Genomic DNA, 18,749 nt, shown 5'->3' with positions numbered 1-18,749 from the left:
CGACTGCTGCGGGCCGCTTGGTGCGGCGTCAGGCCGCTGCGGGCCGCTGGCCACGGCGGCCGGCGCAACGGGGGCGTTCGGCTGCGGGTCGCCGTGTGCGGCGGTTGACGCGGCTGCCGCGTCCGCACGCGCTTCGGCGGGTTTCGCGGCGTGGCGCTCGGGGTCGGGCGCGGACGGCGGCGGGGCGGCGGTCATCGGCCCGTGCGGCGGAGGCGGGCGCGGACGGCGCGGCGCACGACGGGGCCGAGGTCGTCCAGCGCGGTCAGCAGGACCGCGAACTGCTCCAGGGACTGCGTCGCGCGGGCCGCCGACGTCTCGTCCACGCCCCCGTACAGGTCCAGGCCGATGAACGACGCCGCGAGCACGCGCGCCAGCCCGTCGGTGTCCACGAACTCCCCGAGCGGCGTGTTCGCCAGGACGCGCCGCAGGACGGGCCGCAGCTCCGCCACCCACAGGTCGAGCCCCTGCGCCGTCGCCTCCCGCAGCCGGGGATTGGCGCGCCCGCCCGCGAGGAGCTGCGCGAGGACGGTCATGTTCCGCTCCGCCTCTTCGTCCGCCCGCAGCACCCGGCTCAACTCCACCAGCCCGCCGATGGACGTCACCCGCGCGAAGTGCGACCGGTACCGCGCGACCTGCTGTTCCGCCCCGTGCCGCAGCGCGGCGGCGAGCAGGTCGTCCATGCTCCCGAAGTGGTAGAAGACGAGCGCCTGGTTGACCCCCGCCGTGTTCGCGACGGCCCGCGCGGACGTGCCCGCGATACCGCGCTCCCGCACCGTCTCCAGCGCCCCGGCCAGCAGTTTCTCCCGCGTGTCGGCCATCGGACCCCTCCTGTTTGAGCGTTCGCTCAAGCGAGCCTAGCGCAGGTGGTTGAGCAATCGCTCAAACCGGGGTGATGGTGGGGCTGGCCCCACCCCGGAAACGGTGGTTGAGCCGCTGTCGGCCCCGACTTCCGCTCTCTACCTTCGAAAGTGAGGCCACCAAGGAAGGGAGAATCCCCATGACCCGCCCGCCGCGGCTGATCGCCCTGATCGTCGGAGCCGCCGCCCTGCTCGCGGTGTTCGTCCCGCCGCCCGCGCACACGCTCGCCCACACGCAGCCCCCAGCGCACACCGGGTCCGCCGTGCCGTGATCAGGCGCTGTTCAAGTACGCGAGGACGGCTCGAACGCGCCGGTTCCCGTCCTGGTCGTCGAGGATGCCGAGCTTCCCGAACATCGACGTCGTGTACTTGCCGACCGCGCTCTCGCTGAGGAACAGCCGCCGACCGATGGCCTGGTTGGACAGCCCTTCCGCCATCAGCTCCAGCACCGACCGCTCGCGCTCGGTGAGCCGGTCGAGCCGGCCGCCCGGGGCGGTGCCGGTCAGCAGTTTGGCGATGACGGCCGGGTCCATCGCGGTCCCGCCGCCCGCGACGCGTTCCAGCGCGCCGACGAACTGGTCGCCGTCGAACACGCTCTCCTTGAGCAGGTACCCGACGCCGCCGGACCCGTCCGCCAGCAGCTCGCGCGCGTACAACTGCTGGACGTGCTGGGACAGGATCAGGATCGGCAAACCCGGCATCTCCCGGCGCGCGGCGAGCGCGGCCCGCAGCCCCTCGTCGGTCTGGGTCGGCGGCATGCGGACGTCCACGACGGACACGTCCGGGCGGTGCTCGCGCAGCGCGTCGAGGGTCTCGGGCCCGGTGGCGGCCGTCGCCACGACCTCGTGCCCGTACGCCTCGACCAGCCGGACCATGCCGTCGCGCAGGAGATAAAGGTCTTCCGCTACGAGGACACGCATGGCACCGCAATCCTGACACGGGTCGGCCCGCCCGCGGGACTGTCGATCTCCAGCGTCCCGTCGAAGACGGCGAGGCGGCGGCGCAGCCCGTCCAGTCCGCCGCCGGGCCGCTCGACCGCGCCGCCCCGGCCGTCGTCCTCGACCACGACGGCGATCTCCGCGCCGTCCCCGGCCAGCGCGACGGTCGCCCGGGACGCCCGCGCGTGCTTCACCGCGTTCGTCAGGATCTCCGCGACGGCGAAGTACACGGCCGCGTCTACCGGTGCCTCCGGACGCGGCAGTTCGTCGGCGCGTACCGCGACGTCCAGCGGACTGTCCAGCGCGAGGAGCCGGACGGCGTCGACCAGCCCCCGCTCGCCCAGCACCGGCGGGCTGATCCCCTGCACCAGTTCCCGCAGCTCGCCGATCGACGCGGCCGCGTCGCCGCGCGCCGCCGCCAGCAGCGCCCGCGCCCGCCCGGGGTCGGTCTCCAGCAGCTTCTCGGCGGTCGCGAGGGACAGTCCGAGCGAGACGAGCCGCGCCTGCGCGCCGTCGTGCAGGTCGCGTTCGATGCGGCGGAGTTCGGCGGCCTGCACGACGGTCATGTCGGCGCGCTGGGCGGTCAGCTCGTCCACCCGTTCGGCCAGCGCCATCGCGCGGGACGGACGCAGGAAGCGCCGCGCCACCGCAACGAACGGCCGCCACGTGTACGGACTCGCGAGGACGGCCACACCCGCGACGCGCCCCACACCGGTAGGCAGAACCAACGCCGCCAAACCCAGCACCGGAATGGCCGCGACAAGACCCGCAACAGGCGCGACCAGAACGAACCGCAGGTCACGCCAGTTCGCCGGATCGAACCACCGGACGCGAAGTTCCTGCTCCTGCAACGACTGACGGCGGTTCTTCGTGTACGTGAAGCCGTTCCACCAGTACCCGGTGGACAACTGCACCAGCGGCGCGGGTTTCCAGTACCCGTCCGGGATCTCGGTGCCCGTCCACCGCGCGACGAGACCGCGCGTCATCCGGCACACCAAACGGGCGAGCAGGACGGTCGAGATGCACGCCCACAGCACCGGCGGTATCCACACCCACGGGTTCGACCCCGCCCACCAGATTCCGAGCGCGGCGAACGCCGCCCACACCGCCGGGATCAGCAGCGCGACGCCCGCCGCCGCAGCCGACCGGGCAAATCCGGAAACGAACTGTTTCATGCCCTCACTGTGCCCCAGACGGAGGCACTCGCCGCCCAGGTCAGCGCAGGAGTGGGCCTGGCCCCACCCGGCCGTGGGTCTGGCCGGATACCCCACCGGACGCGACCTTCGTAGCGTTCCGTGACATGGAAACCACGACACACCAGAACACCCCGTACCGCACCGTCAAGGGCCTGCTCGGCGGCTACGGCGCGCTCAGCGCGCTGCTGCTCGGCGGCGTCGCCGTCCTCGCGGCGACCGGGCGGACCGCGACCCCGTTCATGTGGAGCCGCGCGGCGGCCGTCCTCGCCAGCGCCGCCGTCCTCCACTGGCTGACCGGCCGCGCCGAGCGCGGCGGCCGCCGGGCGTACGAGCGGGTGCGCACCCTCACCCGCGTCCTGCCGCCCGCGATCGTGGTGGTCGACGTGGTGTTCCCCGGGCTGCCGGTGTGGTTCGTCGTCGTGCAGACGGCGTGCGCGCTCATCCTCGCGGCGACCGCGTTCCCCATCAGCAGGCCGGAAGCCCGGCCCTGACCGGCGAACCAGACAGAACGGGCACGCGTCCCATTCTGTGAGGGGAGCCCGACATGACAGGTCTGCACGAGGCCGCGTACGTCTGCGGCGGGCCGGAACGCGTGGCGCTCGTCGCGCTGGTCGAGCTGGAACGCGCGGGCCGCGTCCGGATCTCGTCCGGCGGGCACCGCGTCTCGGTCCTCGCGCGGGAGGCGGACGACCCGATCACGGCGGCTGCGCTCGCGGCCGTCCCCGACACCGGCCGCGTCCTGCGCGCGGTGCTCCGCGACGTCGCGTCCGCGACGGCCGTGGCGGGCCTCGCCGCCGCCCTCCGCGCCGAGGGCGTCGTCGCGCACCGCCTCCTGCCGACCCGGCTGACGTCCCGAGGACGCCGCCTACGCCGGAGCCTGACCAGCGACGTCACCACCGAGCGACGGACGGCGGTGCTGGGTGTTCCCGGCATCGCCGACCCCCGCGTCCGCCGGATCTTCGAGACCCCCGACCCGCCGCCCGCGGCCTCGCTCCTGCCGAAGAACCGCCGCTGGCCCGACCACGCCGGCCCGTACGACGCCCCGGACCGCTCCGGGGACAGCGGCGGCCTCCCCTGACGCTCAGGACTCGCAGACGACTCCGTCGTGGTCCCGGTCCGTGTACCAGTCGTACTCCGGGTCGACGCCCTGCCGGTACGGCCCGTATCCGGCCGCGTTGGCCGCCGCGCACGTCCCGAAGTGCGGATCGGTGCGCGGCTGCGCGGGCGGCGCGGCGGGCGCGGAGTGCGTCCGCTTCGGCTTGACGGTCTTCGTGACGGTCACCGTCACCCGGACCTTCTTCGGCGCGGGCGGGGTCGACGCCACCGGCGCGGACGCGACCTCGGCGGCGCGCGCCGGCGGCCGCGGCGTGGCCGTCGTGTCCGCCGCGCCCATCCCGTACCCCGCGCCGCACCCCGCGATCAGGCCGAACACCAGCCCGCCCACCCCGAGCAGGACGGGCAGCGCGGGAAACCCGCCGCGCGCGGGCGGCGTCGGTGAATACATGTGCGCTCCTGGAGGTCAGGGCGGGGGGTGCTCCTGTGACGCCCGACCTCCGACCCCGGTTCACACCCCGCGGCCTGGCCGACACCGGCCTCCGGACTTTTCATGGGCCGCCTCGCCTCGGCGCGCTAGGGCCCGGCGCGCTCGGTCCCGTCCGGGACGGGAGCCCAGAGCCGGTCCGCGTCCCCGGCCTCCAGCCGCCCCCGGTACACGTCGATCTTGTGGTCGATGACCCGCAGGTTCTCCCGCAGCTCGGCGATCCGCGCGAGCACCTGGTCGCGATGCGCCTCCAGCAGGTCGAGCCGGTCGTCCTCGTTGCCGCTTCCCGCCGCGACGAGTTCCGCGTAGCGGCGGATTCCCCGGATCGGCATCCCGGTCGCCCGCAGCCCGGTGCAGACCTTGATCCACTTGAGGTCGAGGCGGCGGTAGCGGCGCCGCCCGCCGTGCGTGCGGTCCACCGGGGTGACGACGAGTCCCGCCCGCTCGTAGTAGCGCAGCGTGTGGACGCTGACCCCGGTGCGGCGCGCGGCTTCGGCGATGCTCAGCCCGCCCGCGGGGATCTCGTCGGACGGCTTGTTGACTTCGAGCACGCTCTAAATCCTACGTTCTCCGTCATGTCTGATTCTGGGCTCGATCCTCGCCGCCGCATCCTGGTGCTCGCCGTCTGCTGCGCCAGCATGGTCGTCGTGGTGATGGACATCTCCATCGTCAACGTCGCCCTGCCCGCGATCCGGCACGACCTGCACGCTTCACTGACCGGTCTCCAGTGGACGGTGGACGCGTACACGCTCGTCCTCGCTGGATTCCTCGTCCTCGCCGGATCGGCCGCCGACCGGTTCGGCCGCCGCCGCGTCTTCCAACTCGGTCTCGCCGTGTTCGGCACCGGCTCGCTGCTGTGCGCGCTCGCGCCGAGCACCGGTTGGCTGATCGCCGCCCGCGCCGTGCAGGCGGTCGGCGGCACGATGCTCAACCCCGTCGCGATGGCGATCGTCGCGAGCACATTCCCCGAACCGGCCGAGCGGGCGAGGGCCATCGGCGTGTTCGGTTCGATGTCCGGCCTGGCGCTGGCGCTCGGGCCGATCCTCGGCGGCGCGCTGGTCGACGGCTTCGGCTGGCACGCCGTCTTCTGGATCAACGTGCCGGTCACGGCCGCCGCGCTCGGGGGCGCCGCGCTGTTCGTCCCCGAGTCCCGCGCGGCCCGCGCGCGCCGGTTCGACCCGGTCGGCCAGGCGCTCGTGGTCCTGGTGCTGGGCGGGACGGTCTGCGCCGTCATCCAGTCCCGGACGCTCGGCTGGGGTTCGCCCGCCGTCCTCGGCCTGCTCGCGGCGGCCGTGCTCGGCGCGGCGGCGCTCGCCGCGTACGAGCCGCGCCGCGCGGACCCGCTGCTGGAACTCCGGCTTTTCCACAGCCTCCCGTTCAGTTCGGCGATCCTCATGGCGCTGTTCGCGCTGTGCGGGTTCGGCGCGTTCCTGTTCGTCACCACGCAGTACCTCCAGGACGTACGCGGCATGTCGGCGCTCGCGGCCGGACTGTGCCTGCTCCCGGTCGGGGTGCTGGTCGTCGCGCTGTCCCCGGTCACCGGACGGCTCGTCGGCGGGCGCGGTCCCCGGCTGCCGCTCGTCGTCGCCGGGACGGCGCTCGCGGCGGGCGGGGCCGCGTCGCTCGCGCTCGGCCCGGCGACCCCGCTGCCGGTCGTGCTCGCCGTCTATCTGCTGTTCGGCGTGTTCCTCGGCACCGTCAACCCGCCCGTCAGCAACACGGCGGTGTCCGGAATGCCGCGTTCGATGGCGGGCGTGGCCGCGTCGCTGGCGTCCGCCGGGCGGCAGACGGGCACCACCCTCGGCGTCGCGCTCGCCGGGGCGATCGGCGGCTCCGCCGCGGCGCGCGGCGGGACCGCGTTCGCCGGTGCGGAGCGCGGCGTCTGGTGGACGCTGCTCGGGCTCGGCGTCGGCATCGCCGTCCTCGGCCTGCTCAGCACCGGCCGCCGCGCCGCCGCCACGGCCGCCCGCGCGGCGGCGCTGTTCGCGGACGTCGACCGCGTTCACCAGCGGTCGTGATGGACCGCCGCGTCGAGTGGACGGCGGCGGCGCCAGCCGTGGCGTTCGAGGTCCGGCGTCGTCCGGAGCCGCGTCACCGGGCCGAGGCACAGCCACGCGACCGGGCGGATTCCGTCCGGAATGCCCAGCAGTTCGCGCAGGAACGGCTCCCGGTAGAACGACACCCAGCCGACGCCGAGGTCCTCGGCGGTCGCCGCCAGCCAGAGGTTCTGGATCGCGAGGCAGACCGAGTACAGGCCGGTGTCGGCGATGGCGTGCCGGCCGAGCACGGCGGGGCCGCCGCGCGACGGGTCGTACGTCACGACGACCGACAGCGCGGACTCCAGCACGCCGTCGATTTTGATCCGCGCGAAAACCTTCGCCTCGTCCGAGTCCAGCGTCGCCGCGAAGGCCGCCCGCTCCTGTTCGACGTGGTCGCGGAAGGAGCGGCGGACGGCCAGATCACGCACGACGACGAAGTCCCACGGCTGCGAAAGGCCGACACTGGGCGCGGCGTGCGCGGCGTTGAGGACGCGGTCGAGGACGTCGTCCGGGACGGACGCGCCGGTGAACTCGGCGCGCACATCGCGTCGGCGGCCGATGACGTCGTAAAGATCGGTGCTCATGGGCAGGCTCCCGCTGCTCCGGGCCGCCGGTCGGCGGCCGCCGGCGCGAGGCCGGTCTTCGGACTCCCGGATCAGCGCCCGCCCGTCCGCCTTCCCGGCCTGCGGCCAGTGGCTGCGCGTGCGCGCGTGGACGGCGGCTCCCCGGTCACCGCGGCGGGCCCGTGCCGGATTTACACCGGCTTCCCGATTCTCCCCGGATGGGGCACCTCGCTCAGTTCATGCCGCCGCCGACTGTATCCGGCCCGCGACCGCCGTCCTCCGGCTGACCGGCGGCCCGCGCGCCGCCCGGCCCGGCCCCTCGACAGTCTCTGATACAGACATTATTGTCTGTTTGACGTTCGGGGGCCGTACTCCTTGCGACAGGACGTGAGCCGGATGAGGGTTTGGTCGAGAGTGGCGCTTGCGGCGTCGGTGTTCGCCGCGTGCATCGGTGCGGGTGCGGGCGCGGCGCGCGCGGAGACGCCGCCGGAGTACTACCTGGCACTGGGCGACTCGGGCGCGGTGGGCTACCAGCCGGGCAAGGGCCCGACCGACGAGGGATACACCGACGTCCTGTACGCCGACCTCAAGAAAACTCACGCGAACCTGAAACTGGTGAAGCTCGGCTGCCCCGGTGAGACGACCACCACCATGCTCCACGGCGGCATTTGCGAATACCCCGAGGGCTCGCAGATGGACGCGGCGGTCGCGTTCCTCAAGCAGCACGCGGGCGACGTCCGCTACGTCACCGTGAGCATCGGCGTCAACAACACCGCCTGCCTGTTGAACGGCGACGTCGAATGCGGTCTGCGCGGCGCGGTCAATCTCGCCGCCGAACTCCCGCAGATCGCCGGAGGACTCCACGCCGCGGGCGGCGACACCCCCGACTACGCCTCGATGACCTACTACGACCCGGGCCTGGCGTCCTGGATCACCGGCGGCCAGGCCGTCGCCGTCGCCTCGGTCCCCGCCCTCGACGTCTTCAACGCCTGGCAGCGCGCGGTCTTCTGGGTCAACGGCTTCGAAATCGCCGACGTCGACGGCGCTTTCGCCACCCACGACTTCACGACCACGACAGACCTCCCGCCCTACGGAACCCTCCCCCTCAACGTCGCCCGAATCTGCGCCTGGACCTACCAGTGCTCCCAGAACGACGGCCACGCCAACGCAGAGGGCTACCGCCAGATAGCCGCCGCTTTCTCAAAAGCCCTTTCCTGACCGCGCCGCGGCTCCCTGTTCGGAGCCGCGGGACATCGGCCGGGGCGTGAATCGGCGCTCCGTGCCGCGCGGCCCACGTCCTATTCGGTGAACGTGATGGTCTGGCCTGATTGGGTGACGGTGAAGCGGAGGCGGTCGAGGGGGCCGGCGGGGGTTGCGCGGAGGGCGGGTTGGATGTCGGTCTGGCCGCGCAGGGGCATGAAGTGGGCTCGGTCGCAGACGGCGCGGCCTTGTGCGATGCCGTTGGCGACGTCGAGGGCGATGAGTGCGCCCGCGTAGGCCATTCCCATGTACGGGACGACGATTCGGCCGCCGTCGCGGGTTTGTTCGACCCAGGCGTACGGGACGGTCTGTGCGCCCGCGGTCGCTGTCACGCGGTCGAACGGCGCGTGGTCGGGGGCGCCGTTCTCGCCGTCGGCGGTCAGGACGGTCACCCGGTCGGCGAAGCCCGTGCGTTCCAGCGCCGTTCGTGCTGCGTCCGCGATGTCGGGGACGATTTCGACGGAGACGACGCGCGCCCCGGCGTCCGCCATGAGCGCCGCGTTGTAGCCGGTGCCCGTGCCGATCTCCAGGACGGTCATGCCGGGCTCGATCGCGAGCGCGTCCAGCATCGCGCGGACGACCCAGAGCGCGGACGCCGAACTCGACGGCCAGACCATGCCGAGCCGATCCGTCCGCAGCCGGGTGATGACCGGATCTCCGCTTGCGACGAGCGAATTCCAGCGGTCCGGATCGTCCTGCCGTTCGAGCGGCGTCAGATCCGCGTCCTCACTGGGGTAGTGGTACACGCGGTCGGGGATGAAATCGCGCCGGTCGATCAAATCGACTTACCCGTTCCATTGCACAACGGGCAGGTAACTCGCTGTACCGTGCCGTCGTTCGGCTTGTCGACCTTTCCACTCCCCTTGCACCCGGGACAATCGGGGGCCGGTTTCCGTCGCTTTCCGCCTGCCATCTCACACCGTCCGTTGCTCTCGGTCGAGGCAACGGTAAGCGCGACCGTGCGCGACGGCAACCGGTTCGCCCAAGTCCGGCGCCGACCACCCGTGACATCCTCATGGGTCACTCGTGATCAATGCTCTGGCCGGTGAGAACGCCGCGCAGCAGAGTGGTGCGCATGAGTGAGGCGGTCAGGATGGAAGCGGTCAGCAAGGTGTACGGGCGGGCGGTGGCGGCGCTCCGGGAAGTGTCGGTGTCGCTGCCCGCGGGAGCGTTCACGGCGGTCATGGGGCCGTCCGGTTCGGGGAAGAGCACGTTCCTGCATTGCGCGGCGGGATTGGACGCGCCGACGTCGGGTTCGGTGCGGCTCGGCGGCGTGGAATTGAGCGGAATGGACGAGACGGCGCTGACGAAACTGCGCCGGGACCGTGTCGGGTTCGTTTTCCAGGCGTTCAATCTCGTCCCGGCGCTGACCGTCGAGCAGAACGTGACGCTGCCGCTGCGGATGGCGGGCCGCCGCGCACCGAAGGGGCGGGTCGCGGAGGTGCTGGGGCGCGTCGGGCTCGCGGAGCGGGCCAAGCACCGGCCCGCGGAGCTGTCGGGCGGCCAGCAGCAGCGCGTCGCGCTGGCCCGCGCGCTGGTCACCGAGCCGGACGTCGTGTTCGGCGACGAGCCGACGGGCGCGCTCGACACCGTCACGGCCCGCGAGGTCCTGGCGCTGCTGCGCGCGGCCGTCGACGACCTCGGCCGCACGGTCGTGATGGTGACGCACGACCCGGTCGCCGCCGCGCACGCCGACACGGTGCTGTTCCTGGCGGACGGCCGGATCGTGGACGCGCTCGACGCCCCGGACGCGTCCGCCGTCGCCGCCCGCCTGACCTCCCTGGGAGCGGCGTGATGCTGACCCTCGCGCTGAACTCGCTGCGCTTCCGCAAGGGCTCGTTCGCCGGGGCGTACGCGGTGCTGCTCGCCGCCGCCGCGCTGGTCTGCGCGTGCGGGACGCTGATGGTGACGGGCCTGCTCGGGCACGTCGGGCCGGAGCGGTACGCGGGCGCGCCGGTCGTCGTCGCGGGCGATCCGCAGAGCCATTTCGTCAAGGGCAACGGCAAGCACAAGAGCAAGCCGAACACCGCTCGGGCGCTGGTCCCGCCGGACGTCGCCGCGCGCGTCGCGGCGCTGCCGGGCGTCCGGACGGTCACCGAGATCACGGTCCCGGCGGTGCTGCAGGGCGTGCGCGCGTCCGGCCACAACTGGGCGTTCGCGGCGCTGGCGTCGGGACGCGCGCCGAGGGACGGCGAGATCGTCGTCGAGTCCGGCCGCGCCCGCGCGGGCGACCGGCTGACGCTTCTCACGCCGTCCGGAGCCCGCGCGTTCACCGTGTCCGGCACGACAGAGAGCACCACGGAACCGACCTTCTACCTCTCCCCCGCCGACGCCGCCCGGCTGGCCCCGCGCCCCGGGTTCACGGCGATCGGCGTCTGGCCCGCGTCCGCCGCGCCCGCCGTCGAGCGCGCGCTGCGCGGGACGGGCGCGGTCGCGGCGACCGGCGACGACCGGGGGCGGCTGGAGTTCCCCGCGTCCGGCGCGGCGCGCACGAAGCTCGTCAGCATGGGCGCGGCGCTCGGCGGCACGTCGCTGTTCGTCGCGGTGCTGGCCGTCGTCGGGACGCTCGGCGTCGCGGCCCGCCAGCGGGAGCGGGAGTTCGCCGTGCTGCGCGCCGTCGCGGCCACGCCGAGGCAGCTCCGCGCGCTGGTCGGCCGCGAGGCGCTGGTGCTCGGCTTCGCGGCGGCGGCGCCGGGCGCGGCGGCGGGCCTGCTGCTGGGCCGCGTGCTGCACCGCGTGTTCGTCCACTATGGGGCGATTCCGGCGAACCAGCCGATGGTGACGGCCCCGTACGCGCCGCTCGCGGCCGTCGCGCTGACCGTCGTCGCGGCGTTCGCGGCGGCCCGGATCTCGGCGCGCCGCATCACGCGGCTGCGTCCCGTCGAAGCGCTCGGCGAGGCGGCGCTCGCCCCGCCGCGCACGCCGTGGCTCCGGCTGCTCGCGGGCGTCGTCGCGCTGGCGGGCGCGGTCACGCTGACGCTCGTCCTGTCCACGATCCACAGCGAGGCGGGTTCGGGCCCCGTCACGCCGCTGGCGGCGCTGCTCGGCGCGACGGCCGTCGCACTGCTCGGCCCGCTGCTCGCGCGCGCCGTGCTCGGACCGCTCGCCGCGCCGCTGGAGCGCGCGCCGGGCGCGGTCGGGCTCGCCGCCGCGCAGGTGCGGTCCGGGCCGCGCCGCGTCGCGGCGGTCATGGCCCCGCTGACGCTGATGACCGCGCTCGCCGCGACGCTGCTGTTCGCCCAGACGACCCTCGCCGGGGCCGCCGCCGACCAGGCCCGCGACGGCGTCACCGCGGACTACGTCGTCGGCCCGGCGGTGCCCGCGTCGGGCGCGGCGGCGCTGCGGCGCGTGCCGGGCGTCACAGCCGTCACCGAGGTCCTGCACACGCGGGTCCGCGCGGTCAGCGGCCCGTACAGCGTGCAGGGCGTCACGCCGGACGGCCTCGCGGCGACGGCGGACCTCGGCGTCACGTCCGGCTCGCTGGCCGACCTGGGCGCCGGGACGGTCGCGGCCCGCGAGGGCATCGGCAAGCGCGTCGGCGACACGCTGTCCGTCAGCATGGCCGACGGGACGCCGGTGAAGCTCCGCGTCGTCGCCGTCTACCGGCGCGGCCTCGGCTTCGGCGACCTGACGATGCCGCACCAGATCGTCGCCGCGCATGTGGACAACCCGCTCGGCACCGTCCTGGTCGCCGCGCCGGGCGTGCCGCGCGCCGCGCTGGCCCGCGCCGTCGCGGACCTGCCCGGCGTCGGCGTCCTCGACCGCGCGGCGGCCCCCGGCCCGGCGGACGGCGGGACGGCCGTCAACTGCCTCGCCCTCGGCATGATCATCGGGTTCGCGGCGATCTCCCTGGTCAACACGCTCGCGATGGACGTCCTGACGCGCGTCCGGGAGCTGGCGCTGCTCCGCCTCGCGGGCGCGACCCGGCGGCAGGTGCTCCGCGCGCTGCGCCTGGAGACGCTCGCCGCGCTCGCCGCCGGAACGGTCCTCGGCGGCGGCATCGCGGCGGCGGCCCTCACCGCGTACGCGGCGGGGATGACCGGCTCGGCCGCGCCGCACGTCCCTGCGTCCGGCGTCGCGGCGCTCGTCGCGGCGACGACCGCGCTGGCGCTGCTCGCGACCGCGCTGCCCGCCCGCGCCGCGCTGCGCGCCGCGCCCGTCCAGGCGCTCGCCGCCCGCGAGTGACCCCCGGCCTACCGGTCACTCCGCGTCATATCGCACACTGGACGGGTGACCGGCGTTGAAGTGCGCACACTGCGCGGCCTGACGGAGTTCGAGGACGTCCGTCGGCTGTTCGACACGATCTGGAGCCCCGAGGCGGACGCGGTCCCGGTGCAGGCGGACCTGCTCGCCGCCCTCGCCCTGACCGGCAACTACGTCGCCGGGGCCTACAAGGGCGGACGGCTCGTCGGGGCGTCGGCGGGGTTCCTCGCCGACGCCCGCGACCCGTCCCTGCACTCCCACATCACGGGCACGACGGAACGCGGCGTCGGCTTCGCCCTGAAACTGCACCAGCGCGCATGGGCGCTCGAACACGGTCTGTCCCGGATCACCTGGACGTTCGACCCGCTGATCCGCCGCAACGCCCACTTCAACCTGAGCAAGCTCGGCGCGCGGCCGACCGCCTACCTGCCGTCGTTCTACGGGCCGGTGCGGGACGCGGTGAACCGGGGCGACGACACCGACCGGCTGTTGGTCGAATGGCGGCTCGACGACCCGGACGTCGTGGCGGCGGTGAACGGGACTCCGCGCGCCGTGTCCGTCCCGCCCGGCGCGCCCGTGGCGCTCGGCGAACGGGTGGACCTGCCCGCGCGCGGCGACGCGGACGCGCCGGTCGTGCTGGTCGCGCTGCCGAACGACATCGAGGCGCTGCGGCACACCGACCCGCTCGCCGCGCGGGCGTGGCGGCGGATGACGCGGGAGGTCCTGGGCGGGCTGCTGGCCGAGGGGGCGCGCGTCACCGGGGTCCACCAGCGCTCGCACTATGTCGTGGAGCGTTCCAAGTGAGGATCGAGGGCGTCGAGCTGCGCCGGATCTCGCTGCCGCTCCGCACCCCGTTCCGGACGTCGTTCGCGACCGAGACCGACCGGGACGTCCTGCTCGTCCGCGTCGTCGCCGACACCGCCGAGGGCTGGGGCGAGTGCGTCGCCCTCGCCGAGCCGCTGTACTCGCCGGAGTACGCGGACGGGGCCGCGGACGTCCTGCGCCGCTTCCTCGTCCCCGCGCTCCCCCGCACCGCCGACGCGCACGCCGCCGAACGCGCGATGGCCCCGTTCAAGGGCCACAAGATGGCGAAGGCCGCGCTGGAGACCGCCGTCCTGGACGCCGAGCTGCGCACGGCCGGGCTCTCGCTGGCCGCCTGCCTCGGCGCCTCGGCGACGCGCGTCCCGTGCGGTGTTTCGGTGGGGATCGCCGGGTCCGTCCCCGAGCTGCTGGACCGCGTCGCCGCGCACCTCGACGCCGGGTACACGCGTGTCAAGCTGAAGATCGAGCCCGGCTGGGACGTCGAACCGGTCCGCGCCGTCCGCGAGCGCTTCGGCCCCGACCTGCCGCTCCAGGTGGACGCCAACGCCGCGTACACCCTCGCGGACGCGCCGCTGCTCGCCCGGCTGGACGCGTTCGGCCTGCTGCTGATCGAGCAGCCGCTCGCCGCCGACGACCTCGTCCAGCACGCCGCGCTCGCCCGCGTCCTGCGCACGCCGCTGTGCCTGGACGAGTCCGTCGAGTCCGCCGCGCACGCCGCCGCCGCGATCTCGCTCGGCGCGTGCTCGGTCGTCAACGTCAAACCGGGCCGCGTCGGCGGGTACCTGGAGGCGCGGCGCGTCCACGACGTGTGCCGGGCGCACGGCGTCGCCGTCTGGTGCGGCGGGATGCTGGAGACGGGCGTGGGCCGCGCCGCGAACCTCGCGCTCGCGGCGCTGCCCGGCTTCACGCTGCCCGGCGACACCGCCCCGCCGTCCCAGTACTTCGACGAGGACGTGACACCGCCCTTTCTCCTGGAGGACGGCCATCTCACCGTCCCGACAGGTCCGGGCATCGGTGTCGCGCCCCTCCCCGACCGCCTGGACGAGGCCACCGCCGAGACGGAGTGGCTGCCGCTGTAGGTCAGTCGGCGATCATCCGGTCCGCGCCGAACTCGTACCGGAAGCCGCCGGACGCGGGCCGGGAGACGCGCTCCCACTGGCGGCGGACCGCGTACTCCCCGGGCGCGATGCCCGACGCGCCGTGCTCGGCGTGGATCAGGTACACCGGCGCGGACGCGCGCAGCACGCCGAGCGCCAGGCCCGTCCGGTCGTGGACGGCGGTCGTCCACTCGCAGGCGCCCGGCTCGGCGGTCAGCGTGTGCGCGTTGCCGCCCGCGCCGCCGCGCAGCAGTTCGATCCCGCTCGGCGGGACGCGCCGCCACACGCCGTCCCCGCGGACGAGCAGCGCGTCGCGCGAGGTCACGGGTGCGGGATGTCGCCGTCGTCGGTGGAGGTCTCGACGGTCTCGTCGCCGGGCGGGGTGCTCGGCACCGGGCGGTTCCGGGTGCGGCCGAAGCCCGAGCCGCCGGGCGTGCCGCCGCTCGTCGTGCCGATGCCGCCGGTCATGCCGGCCGTGTCGGCGTCGGCCTGCTCGCGGGACACGCGCCGGGTGGCGCGGACGCCGGGGCGGCGGTTGCGGAAACGGGGATCGTCGGGGTGGCTCGCCATGTCCTCGGCGAGCTCGCGCGGGGTCCTGCTGTCATCGCTCATGCGTCGGCCCCTACCCGGGCCTATCTGGCCAAACGCGTGTTATGTCCGGTGGCGCTCCGGGTAGCCGGACGGCATGGAATATCAAGCGAACCGCAGGATTCCCGCGGGCAGCGCCATCGTCTTCGACGTCGCCGCCGACCTCGACGCGATGCGCCGCTGGCTGCCCGAGGAGATCCAACTGCGCGAGATCGCCGACGACCTGGTGGAGGCGAGCAGCACGTTCGCCGGGACCGACGCCGAGCACGTCGGGCTGCTCCGCCGCGTCCCGGCGCAGCTCCGCCTCGAATGGGGGCTGCGCGAGCGGCCCGACTACTCGGGGTGGCTGCAGGTCGAGGACCAGGCGGACGGGGCGAGCGAGGTCGTCGTCCACCTGTCGTTCCTCGGGCACGAGCGGCCCGAGGCGCGCGGGGCGTCCCGCGCGGTGGACCGGACGAACCGGATGTTGGAACGGTCCCTGGACCGCCTCACCGAGGAGGTGCTGCGGCGGGTGCCGCAGTGATCCTCTGATCAGCGCAGGCGGGCGAAGGCGGCGCGGGCGCGTCGGACGTCGTTGAGACGGCGCTCGTACGTCGCGCCGACGACGACCAGCGCCAGCCCGGCCGCCGCGATCGGGCACCAGCGCGGGAGCCCCGCCGCGTACGGCGCGAGTTCCCGGACACCCACGAGCAGCAGCATCGCGCCGCCGATCGCGAGCGGCGCCTGCAACCGCAGCCGCGCGCCCGCCAGGACGACCAGCGCAGCGCCCGCGGCGAGCAGCGCGGGCCGCAGCACGCCGGACTGTACGAACGACGCGATCAGGCTCGGGAGCAGCAGCATGCCGAGCCCGGGGCCGTACGCCTCCCACGACGAGGCCGCGGTCCGCGACCACCGCGCCCACCCGACGACGAGCAGCGCGACCGCGATCGGGGCGGTGTACGCCTCGACCGTCCCGGTGTGCCAGGCGGCGAGCCGCACCCACCAGGCGGCGGCGAGCAGCACCGCGCCGACGTACGCGGCGGGCCGCCGCTCGCGGCGCAGCGCCGTGCCGTACGCGACCGCCCCCGCGACGGCGAGCGCCGCGCTCAACGCCCCCGGCTCCTGCACCGCCATCGCCACGCCGCACGCGCCGAGCACGCCGACCGCCGCGTCCGCCGGAACGCCGCCGAACCGCGCGACGGCCGCTCCTCCCGCCGCGACCGCGAGCACCGCGAACGCCGCACCGGTGGCCGGAAGTCCCGCGGCCAGTGCTCCCGCCGCCGCGCACCCGCCCGCCGCGAGCACGCCGACCGCGACCGCCCCGCTCCGCAACGGCGCGGAAAGCGCAGCCACCGCCGCGATAACGGTCAGCGCGGCGAGTACGGCGACGGTCAGCGATTCGGACGTCAACGAGTCCACCGCCGCCCAAACTCCGAGCACGACCGCACAACTTCCAGCGGAGGCGCGCACGTCCCAGATCCGGCTTCGCTCAGCGCCCCATCCCGACGCAGCCCATCCCGCGAACCCGGCCGCCCCCGCGACAGCGATGAACGGCCCAACCGCCGTCACGGGAAGCAGCAACACCGCGAACGTCGCCGCTGGCGCCGCGAGGACGGGCCGCCGCAGCAGCGCGCCCGCCACAACCACACAAACCAACGCGCCCGGCTGAAGAACCGTCGGCTCATCGTCACCGCTGCCCGTCCACACCCCTCGGGCCAGGATCGACAACGGGTTCCCGGCGTACAGCACGAGGCAAACGAACAACTCGGGCAGCGCCACGACCATCACGGCGAGACCACCGATGGCGAACGGCTTCCGCACCCCACGGAACCAGTTCGCACGGAACCAACACCCGCCCAACCGACCCACCCCGGACCGACCCACCCCGGACCGGCCCGCACCAAGCCGACCCACACCGGACCGGCCCGCACCAAGCCGACCCACACCGGACCGGCCCGCACCAAGCCGACCCGCACCGGATTGACCCGGACCGGACCGGCCCGGCCCGAACCCACCCACGCCGAACCGACCCGCCCCGAACCCTCCCACGCCGGACCGACCCGCGTCGAGCCGACCCGCACCGAACCGACCCTCTGCCGCTCCGTCCGCCCGCGTCCGACCGCGCGCGAACCACGCCAGCGCGACCGCGACGAGCACGACCCGCGCGCACATCCACTCCGACGCGGCGGGCAGGAACACAGCCGCGCCCAGCGCGCCCGCGGCGAGCACCGCCCGACGATCCCGCACGCCGAACCGTCCCGCCGCAAGCCACACCACCCCACCGACGACCGCCGTCGCGACCAGCACGAGTCCCCAACTCGCAAACCACCCCGCGACCCCGTCCGAAAACGCACCCGAAAACGCACCGCTGAGCCGCCCAGAAACCCACCGCCCCAGAACTCCCGCCACAAGCGCCCCCGCCGCCACAACCGAAGCCCCCGCCGAAGCCGCAGCCCCTCGCTGCACCACGCCCACCCCGGCACCCGCCGCCCGCCGCGCTCCCGCACCGCCCCACCCCGGCGCCCCTTCCGCACCCTCCCCGCCCGCTGCGCCCGTCGCGCTCACCACGCGCCGTTCCGCCGCGTCGCCGCACGCCGTCGTGTCCTCTTCGGACGCTGCGTTCGCCGCTTCTCCCTTCGCCGCCGCCGTGCCTGGTGCGTCCGCCGTTTCTCCGTTCGACGGGACCGCCGGCGTCGCGCCGTCTGTTGCGTCCGCCGGTCGACGCTGTGTTGCGGCGGACCACGCCGCCGCGCCGAGGCCGACCGCCAGGAGTACCGGTGCAGCCGCCCAGCCGAACGCGCCGCCCGGGTCGGTCGGGACGCCCGCGAGCGGGGCGAGCACGCCGCCGAACGCGCCGAGTGCGGCGACCGTCCCGGCGACCGCGCCCGCGACGGCCGCCGCGCGCCGGGTCCGTCCGGACGTCGCCCGCCGCAGCGCGAGGTCGGCCAGCGACAGCCCGACGAGCACGAGCACCGACGTCCGCGCCGGGACGTCCAGCGCGAGCAGAGCGAACGGCACCGGAAGCTGCGCGAGCGCGACGGCCGTGGGCGCGGCCGACCGAACCGCCGCAACCCGCGCATACCCCGCCCACAACGCAGCGAGCACCGCCGTAGCCCCAGCCGAGTACCAAAGCCCCGGCAGCCCCTTCAGCCCGCCGATGTCCGCGACCCACGCCAGCCAGGCCAACAACACGGCGAGCACCAGCCCAACGGCCGCGACCGCGTCCGCCGTCGCCACCAGTCCGCGCCGCGACAGCGCCCACCCGGCCCCGAGCGCGCCGCCCGTCCAGGCGAGCAGAACGAGCGCCCGCCCCACCAACCCCAGCAGGTCCCAACTCAACGCCGCGAACACGACGGCCGCGACCCCGAGCGTCACCGCCCCCAACCCCAGCAGGACGTTCCGCACCCCGACCCGCGGGACTTCCCGCCCCGCCGCCGGACTCGCCCCGCCAGAACCCGCCGACCCGTCCCACCCCGCCGCGCCCCCGGCCTGCGACGACCACCCGAGCGCCGCCGCCCGCCCGGCCCGCGCCGAAGCCGCGTGCATCGCCCGGAGAATCGAGTCCCGACGCGCGACGAGTTCCCCCAACGCCCGCTCGACGCGCCACAACTCCTCAGCCTCCGGCATGTTCAAACACAGCCCGCACCCGCGACAGGTATCGGTCGGG

At 74.7% G+C, this 18,749-nt stretch carries 20 protein-coding genes and 1 riboswitch; of the genes, 10 read left to right on the top strand and 10 right to left on the bottom strand.

Translation table 11 applies throughout. The features are described from left to right. Positions 1-191: 191 nt before the first annotated feature. Entirely contained in the window at positions 192-818 is a 627-nt protein-coding gene (locus tag G339_RS0115650) for a TetR/AcrR family transcriptional regulator (RefSeq protein ID WP_019632027.1), read from the bottom strand. Positions 819-997: 179 nt separating this feature from the next. On the opposite strand from G339_RS0115650, the gene G339_RS40860 reads away from it, so the two are divergent. Beyond that, positions 998-1,129: a hypothetical protein gene (locus G339_RS40860; RefSeq protein ID WP_019632026.1), complete on the top strand. Its 132-nt coding sequence runs from the start codon at positions 998-1,000 to the stop codon at positions 1,127-1,129. On the opposite strand, the gene G339_RS0115640 is transcribed toward G339_RS40860, so the two are convergent. After that, the gene (locus G339_RS0115640) at positions 1,130-1,777 is read right to left on the bottom strand and encodes a response regulator transcription factor (protein ID WP_026341481.1); all 648 of its coding nucleotides are present in this window, start codon (positions 1,775-1,777) and stop codon (positions 1,130-1,132) included. It lies immediately after the preceding gene. Then, positions 1,762-2,970, bottom strand: a complete 1,209-nt coding sequence (locus G339_RS0115635; protein ID WP_019632024.1) for a sensor histidine kinase — start codon at positions 2,968-2,970, stop codon at positions 1,762-1,764. Before G339_RS0115635 ends, G339_RS0115640 begins: the two co-directional genes overlap by 16 nt. A 125-nt stretch (positions 2,971-3,095) precedes the next feature. Between G339_RS0115635 and G339_RS0115630 the strand changes: the two genes are divergently transcribed. Then, positions 3,096-3,482 carry a hypothetical protein gene (locus G339_RS0115630; protein WP_019632023.1) on the top strand — a complete coding sequence of 129 codons (387 nt, stop codon included), beginning with the start codon at positions 3,096-3,098 and terminating at the stop codon, positions 3,480-3,482. Between the two features lie 53 nt (positions 3,483-3,535). Continuing rightward, on the top strand, positions 3,536-4,069 hold the full coding sequence (locus tag G339_RS0115625; protein ID WP_019632022.1) for a TIGR04222 domain-containing membrane protein: 534 nt from the start codon (positions 3,536-3,538) through the stop codon (positions 4,067-4,069). A 3-nt stretch (positions 4,070-4,072) separates the two neighbouring features. Here the strand turns inward: G339_RS0115625 and G339_RS36730 are convergent, their stop codons facing one another. Both G339_RS36730 and G339_RS0115615 read right to left on the bottom strand, forming a co-directional pair. After that, positions 4,073-4,495, bottom strand: a complete 423-nt coding sequence (locus tag G339_RS36730) for an excalibur calcium-binding domain-containing protein (protein ID WP_019632021.1) — start codon at positions 4,493-4,495, stop codon at positions 4,073-4,075. Between the two features lie 125 nt (positions 4,496-4,620). Next, complete coding sequence (locus G339_RS0115615) at positions 4,621-5,082, bottom strand: MerR family transcriptional regulator (protein ID WP_019632020.1); 462 nt, start codon at positions 5,080-5,082, stop codon at positions 4,621-4,623. Between the two features lie 24 nt (positions 5,083-5,106). On the opposite strand from G339_RS0115615, the gene G339_RS0115610 reads away from it, so the two are divergent. Further along, positions 5,107-6,549 (top strand): MFS transporter, encoded by a 1,443-nt coding sequence (locus G339_RS0115610; RefSeq protein ID WP_051107855.1) that lies wholly within the window; start codon positions 5,107-5,109, stop codon positions 6,547-6,549. On the opposite strand, the gene bluB is transcribed toward G339_RS0115610, so the two are convergent. Beyond that, entirely contained in the window at positions 6,534-7,154 is a 621-nt protein-coding gene (gene bluB / locus G339_RS0115605) for a 5,6-dimethylbenzimidazole synthase (protein WP_026341479.1), read from the bottom strand. The genes G339_RS0115610 and bluB overlap by 16 nt on opposite strands. A gap of 46 nt (positions 7,155-7,200) precedes the next feature. Then, a riboswitch (cobalamin riboswitch) is annotated at positions 7,201-7,364 on the bottom strand. A gap of 183 nt (positions 7,365-7,547) precedes the next feature. Here bluB and G339_RS0115600 point away from each other — a divergent pair. After that, on the top strand, positions 7,548-8,351 hold the full coding sequence (locus G339_RS0115600; RefSeq protein WP_019632017.1) for an SGNH/GDSL hydrolase family protein: 804 nt from the start codon (positions 7,548-7,550) through the stop codon (positions 8,349-8,351). Positions 8,352-8,431: 80 nt separating this feature from the next. Here the strand turns inward: G339_RS0115600 and G339_RS33875 are convergent, their stop codons facing one another. Next, the gene (locus G339_RS33875; RefSeq protein WP_019632016.1) at positions 8,432-9,172 is read right to left on the bottom strand and encodes a protein-L-isoaspartate O-methyltransferase family protein; all 741 of its coding nucleotides are present in this window, start codon (positions 9,170-9,172) and stop codon (positions 8,432-8,434) included. A 296-nt stretch (positions 9,173-9,468) separates the two neighbouring features. Between G339_RS33875 and G339_RS0115590 the strand changes: the two genes are divergently transcribed. Genes G339_RS0115590 through menC form a run of 4 tightly spaced genes read left to right on the top strand, consistent with a single transcriptional unit; the run spans position 9,469 to position 14,497 of the window. Continuing rightward, positions 9,469-10,188, top strand: a complete 720-nt coding sequence (locus tag G339_RS0115590) for an ABC transporter ATP-binding protein (RefSeq protein WP_205625563.1) — start codon at positions 9,469-9,471, stop codon at positions 10,186-10,188. After that, positions 10,188-12,578, top strand: a complete 2,391-nt coding sequence (locus G339_RS0115585) for an FtsX-like permease family protein (RefSeq protein WP_019632013.1) — start codon at positions 10,188-10,190, stop codon at positions 12,576-12,578. The genes G339_RS0115590 and G339_RS0115585 overlap by 1 nt, the downstream gene beginning before the upstream one ends. Positions 12,579-12,623: 45 nt before the next feature. After that, entirely contained in the window at positions 12,624-13,400 is a 777-nt protein-coding gene (locus G339_RS39850) for a hypothetical protein (RefSeq protein ID WP_051107853.1), read from the top strand. Further along, positions 13,397-14,497 carry an o-succinylbenzoate synthase gene (gene menC, locus G339_RS0115575; protein WP_019632011.1) on the top strand — a complete coding sequence of 367 codons (1,101 nt, stop codon included), beginning with the start codon at positions 13,397-13,399 and terminating at the stop codon, positions 14,495-14,497. Before G339_RS39850 ends, menC begins: the two co-directional genes overlap by 4 nt. A 1-nt stretch (position 14,498) precedes the next feature. Here the strand turns inward: menC and G339_RS33870 are convergent, their stop codons facing one another. Both G339_RS33870 and G339_RS33865 read right to left on the bottom strand, forming a co-directional pair. Beyond that, on the bottom strand, positions 14,499-14,840 hold the full coding sequence (locus G339_RS33870) for a hypothetical protein (RefSeq protein ID WP_019632010.1): 342 nt from the start codon (positions 14,838-14,840) through the stop codon (positions 14,499-14,501). Beyond that, positions 14,837-15,127, bottom strand: coding sequence for a hypothetical protein (locus G339_RS33865; protein WP_033323262.1), 291 nt, complete (start codon positions 15,125-15,127; stop codon positions 14,837-14,839). Before G339_RS33865 ends, G339_RS33870 begins: the two co-directional genes overlap by 4 nt. A gap of 73 nt (positions 15,128-15,200) precedes the next feature. On the opposite strand from G339_RS33865, the gene G339_RS0115560 reads away from it, so the two are divergent. Then, entirely contained in the window at positions 15,201-15,626 is a 426-nt protein-coding gene (locus G339_RS0115560) for an SRPBCC family protein (RefSeq protein ID WP_019632008.1), read from the top strand. An 8-nt stretch (positions 15,627-15,634) separates the two neighbouring features. On the opposite strand, the gene G339_RS38810 is transcribed toward G339_RS0115560, so the two are convergent. Beyond that, on the bottom strand, positions 15,635-18,628 hold the full coding sequence (locus tag G339_RS38810; protein ID WP_157407725.1) for an SCO7613 C-terminal domain-containing membrane protein: 2,994 nt from the start codon (positions 18,626-18,628) through the stop codon (positions 15,635-15,637). Positions 18,629-18,749: the final 121 nt, after the last annotated feature.

The organism is Actinomadura atramentaria DSM 43919, from assembly GCF_000381885.1.
GTDB lineage: Bacteria > Actinomycetota > Actinomycetes > Streptosporangiales > Streptosporangiaceae > Spirillospora > Spirillospora atramentaria.
The sequence above is the reverse complement of the archived record's forward strand: the minus strand, read 5'-3'. Positions and strand labels throughout refer to the sequence as shown.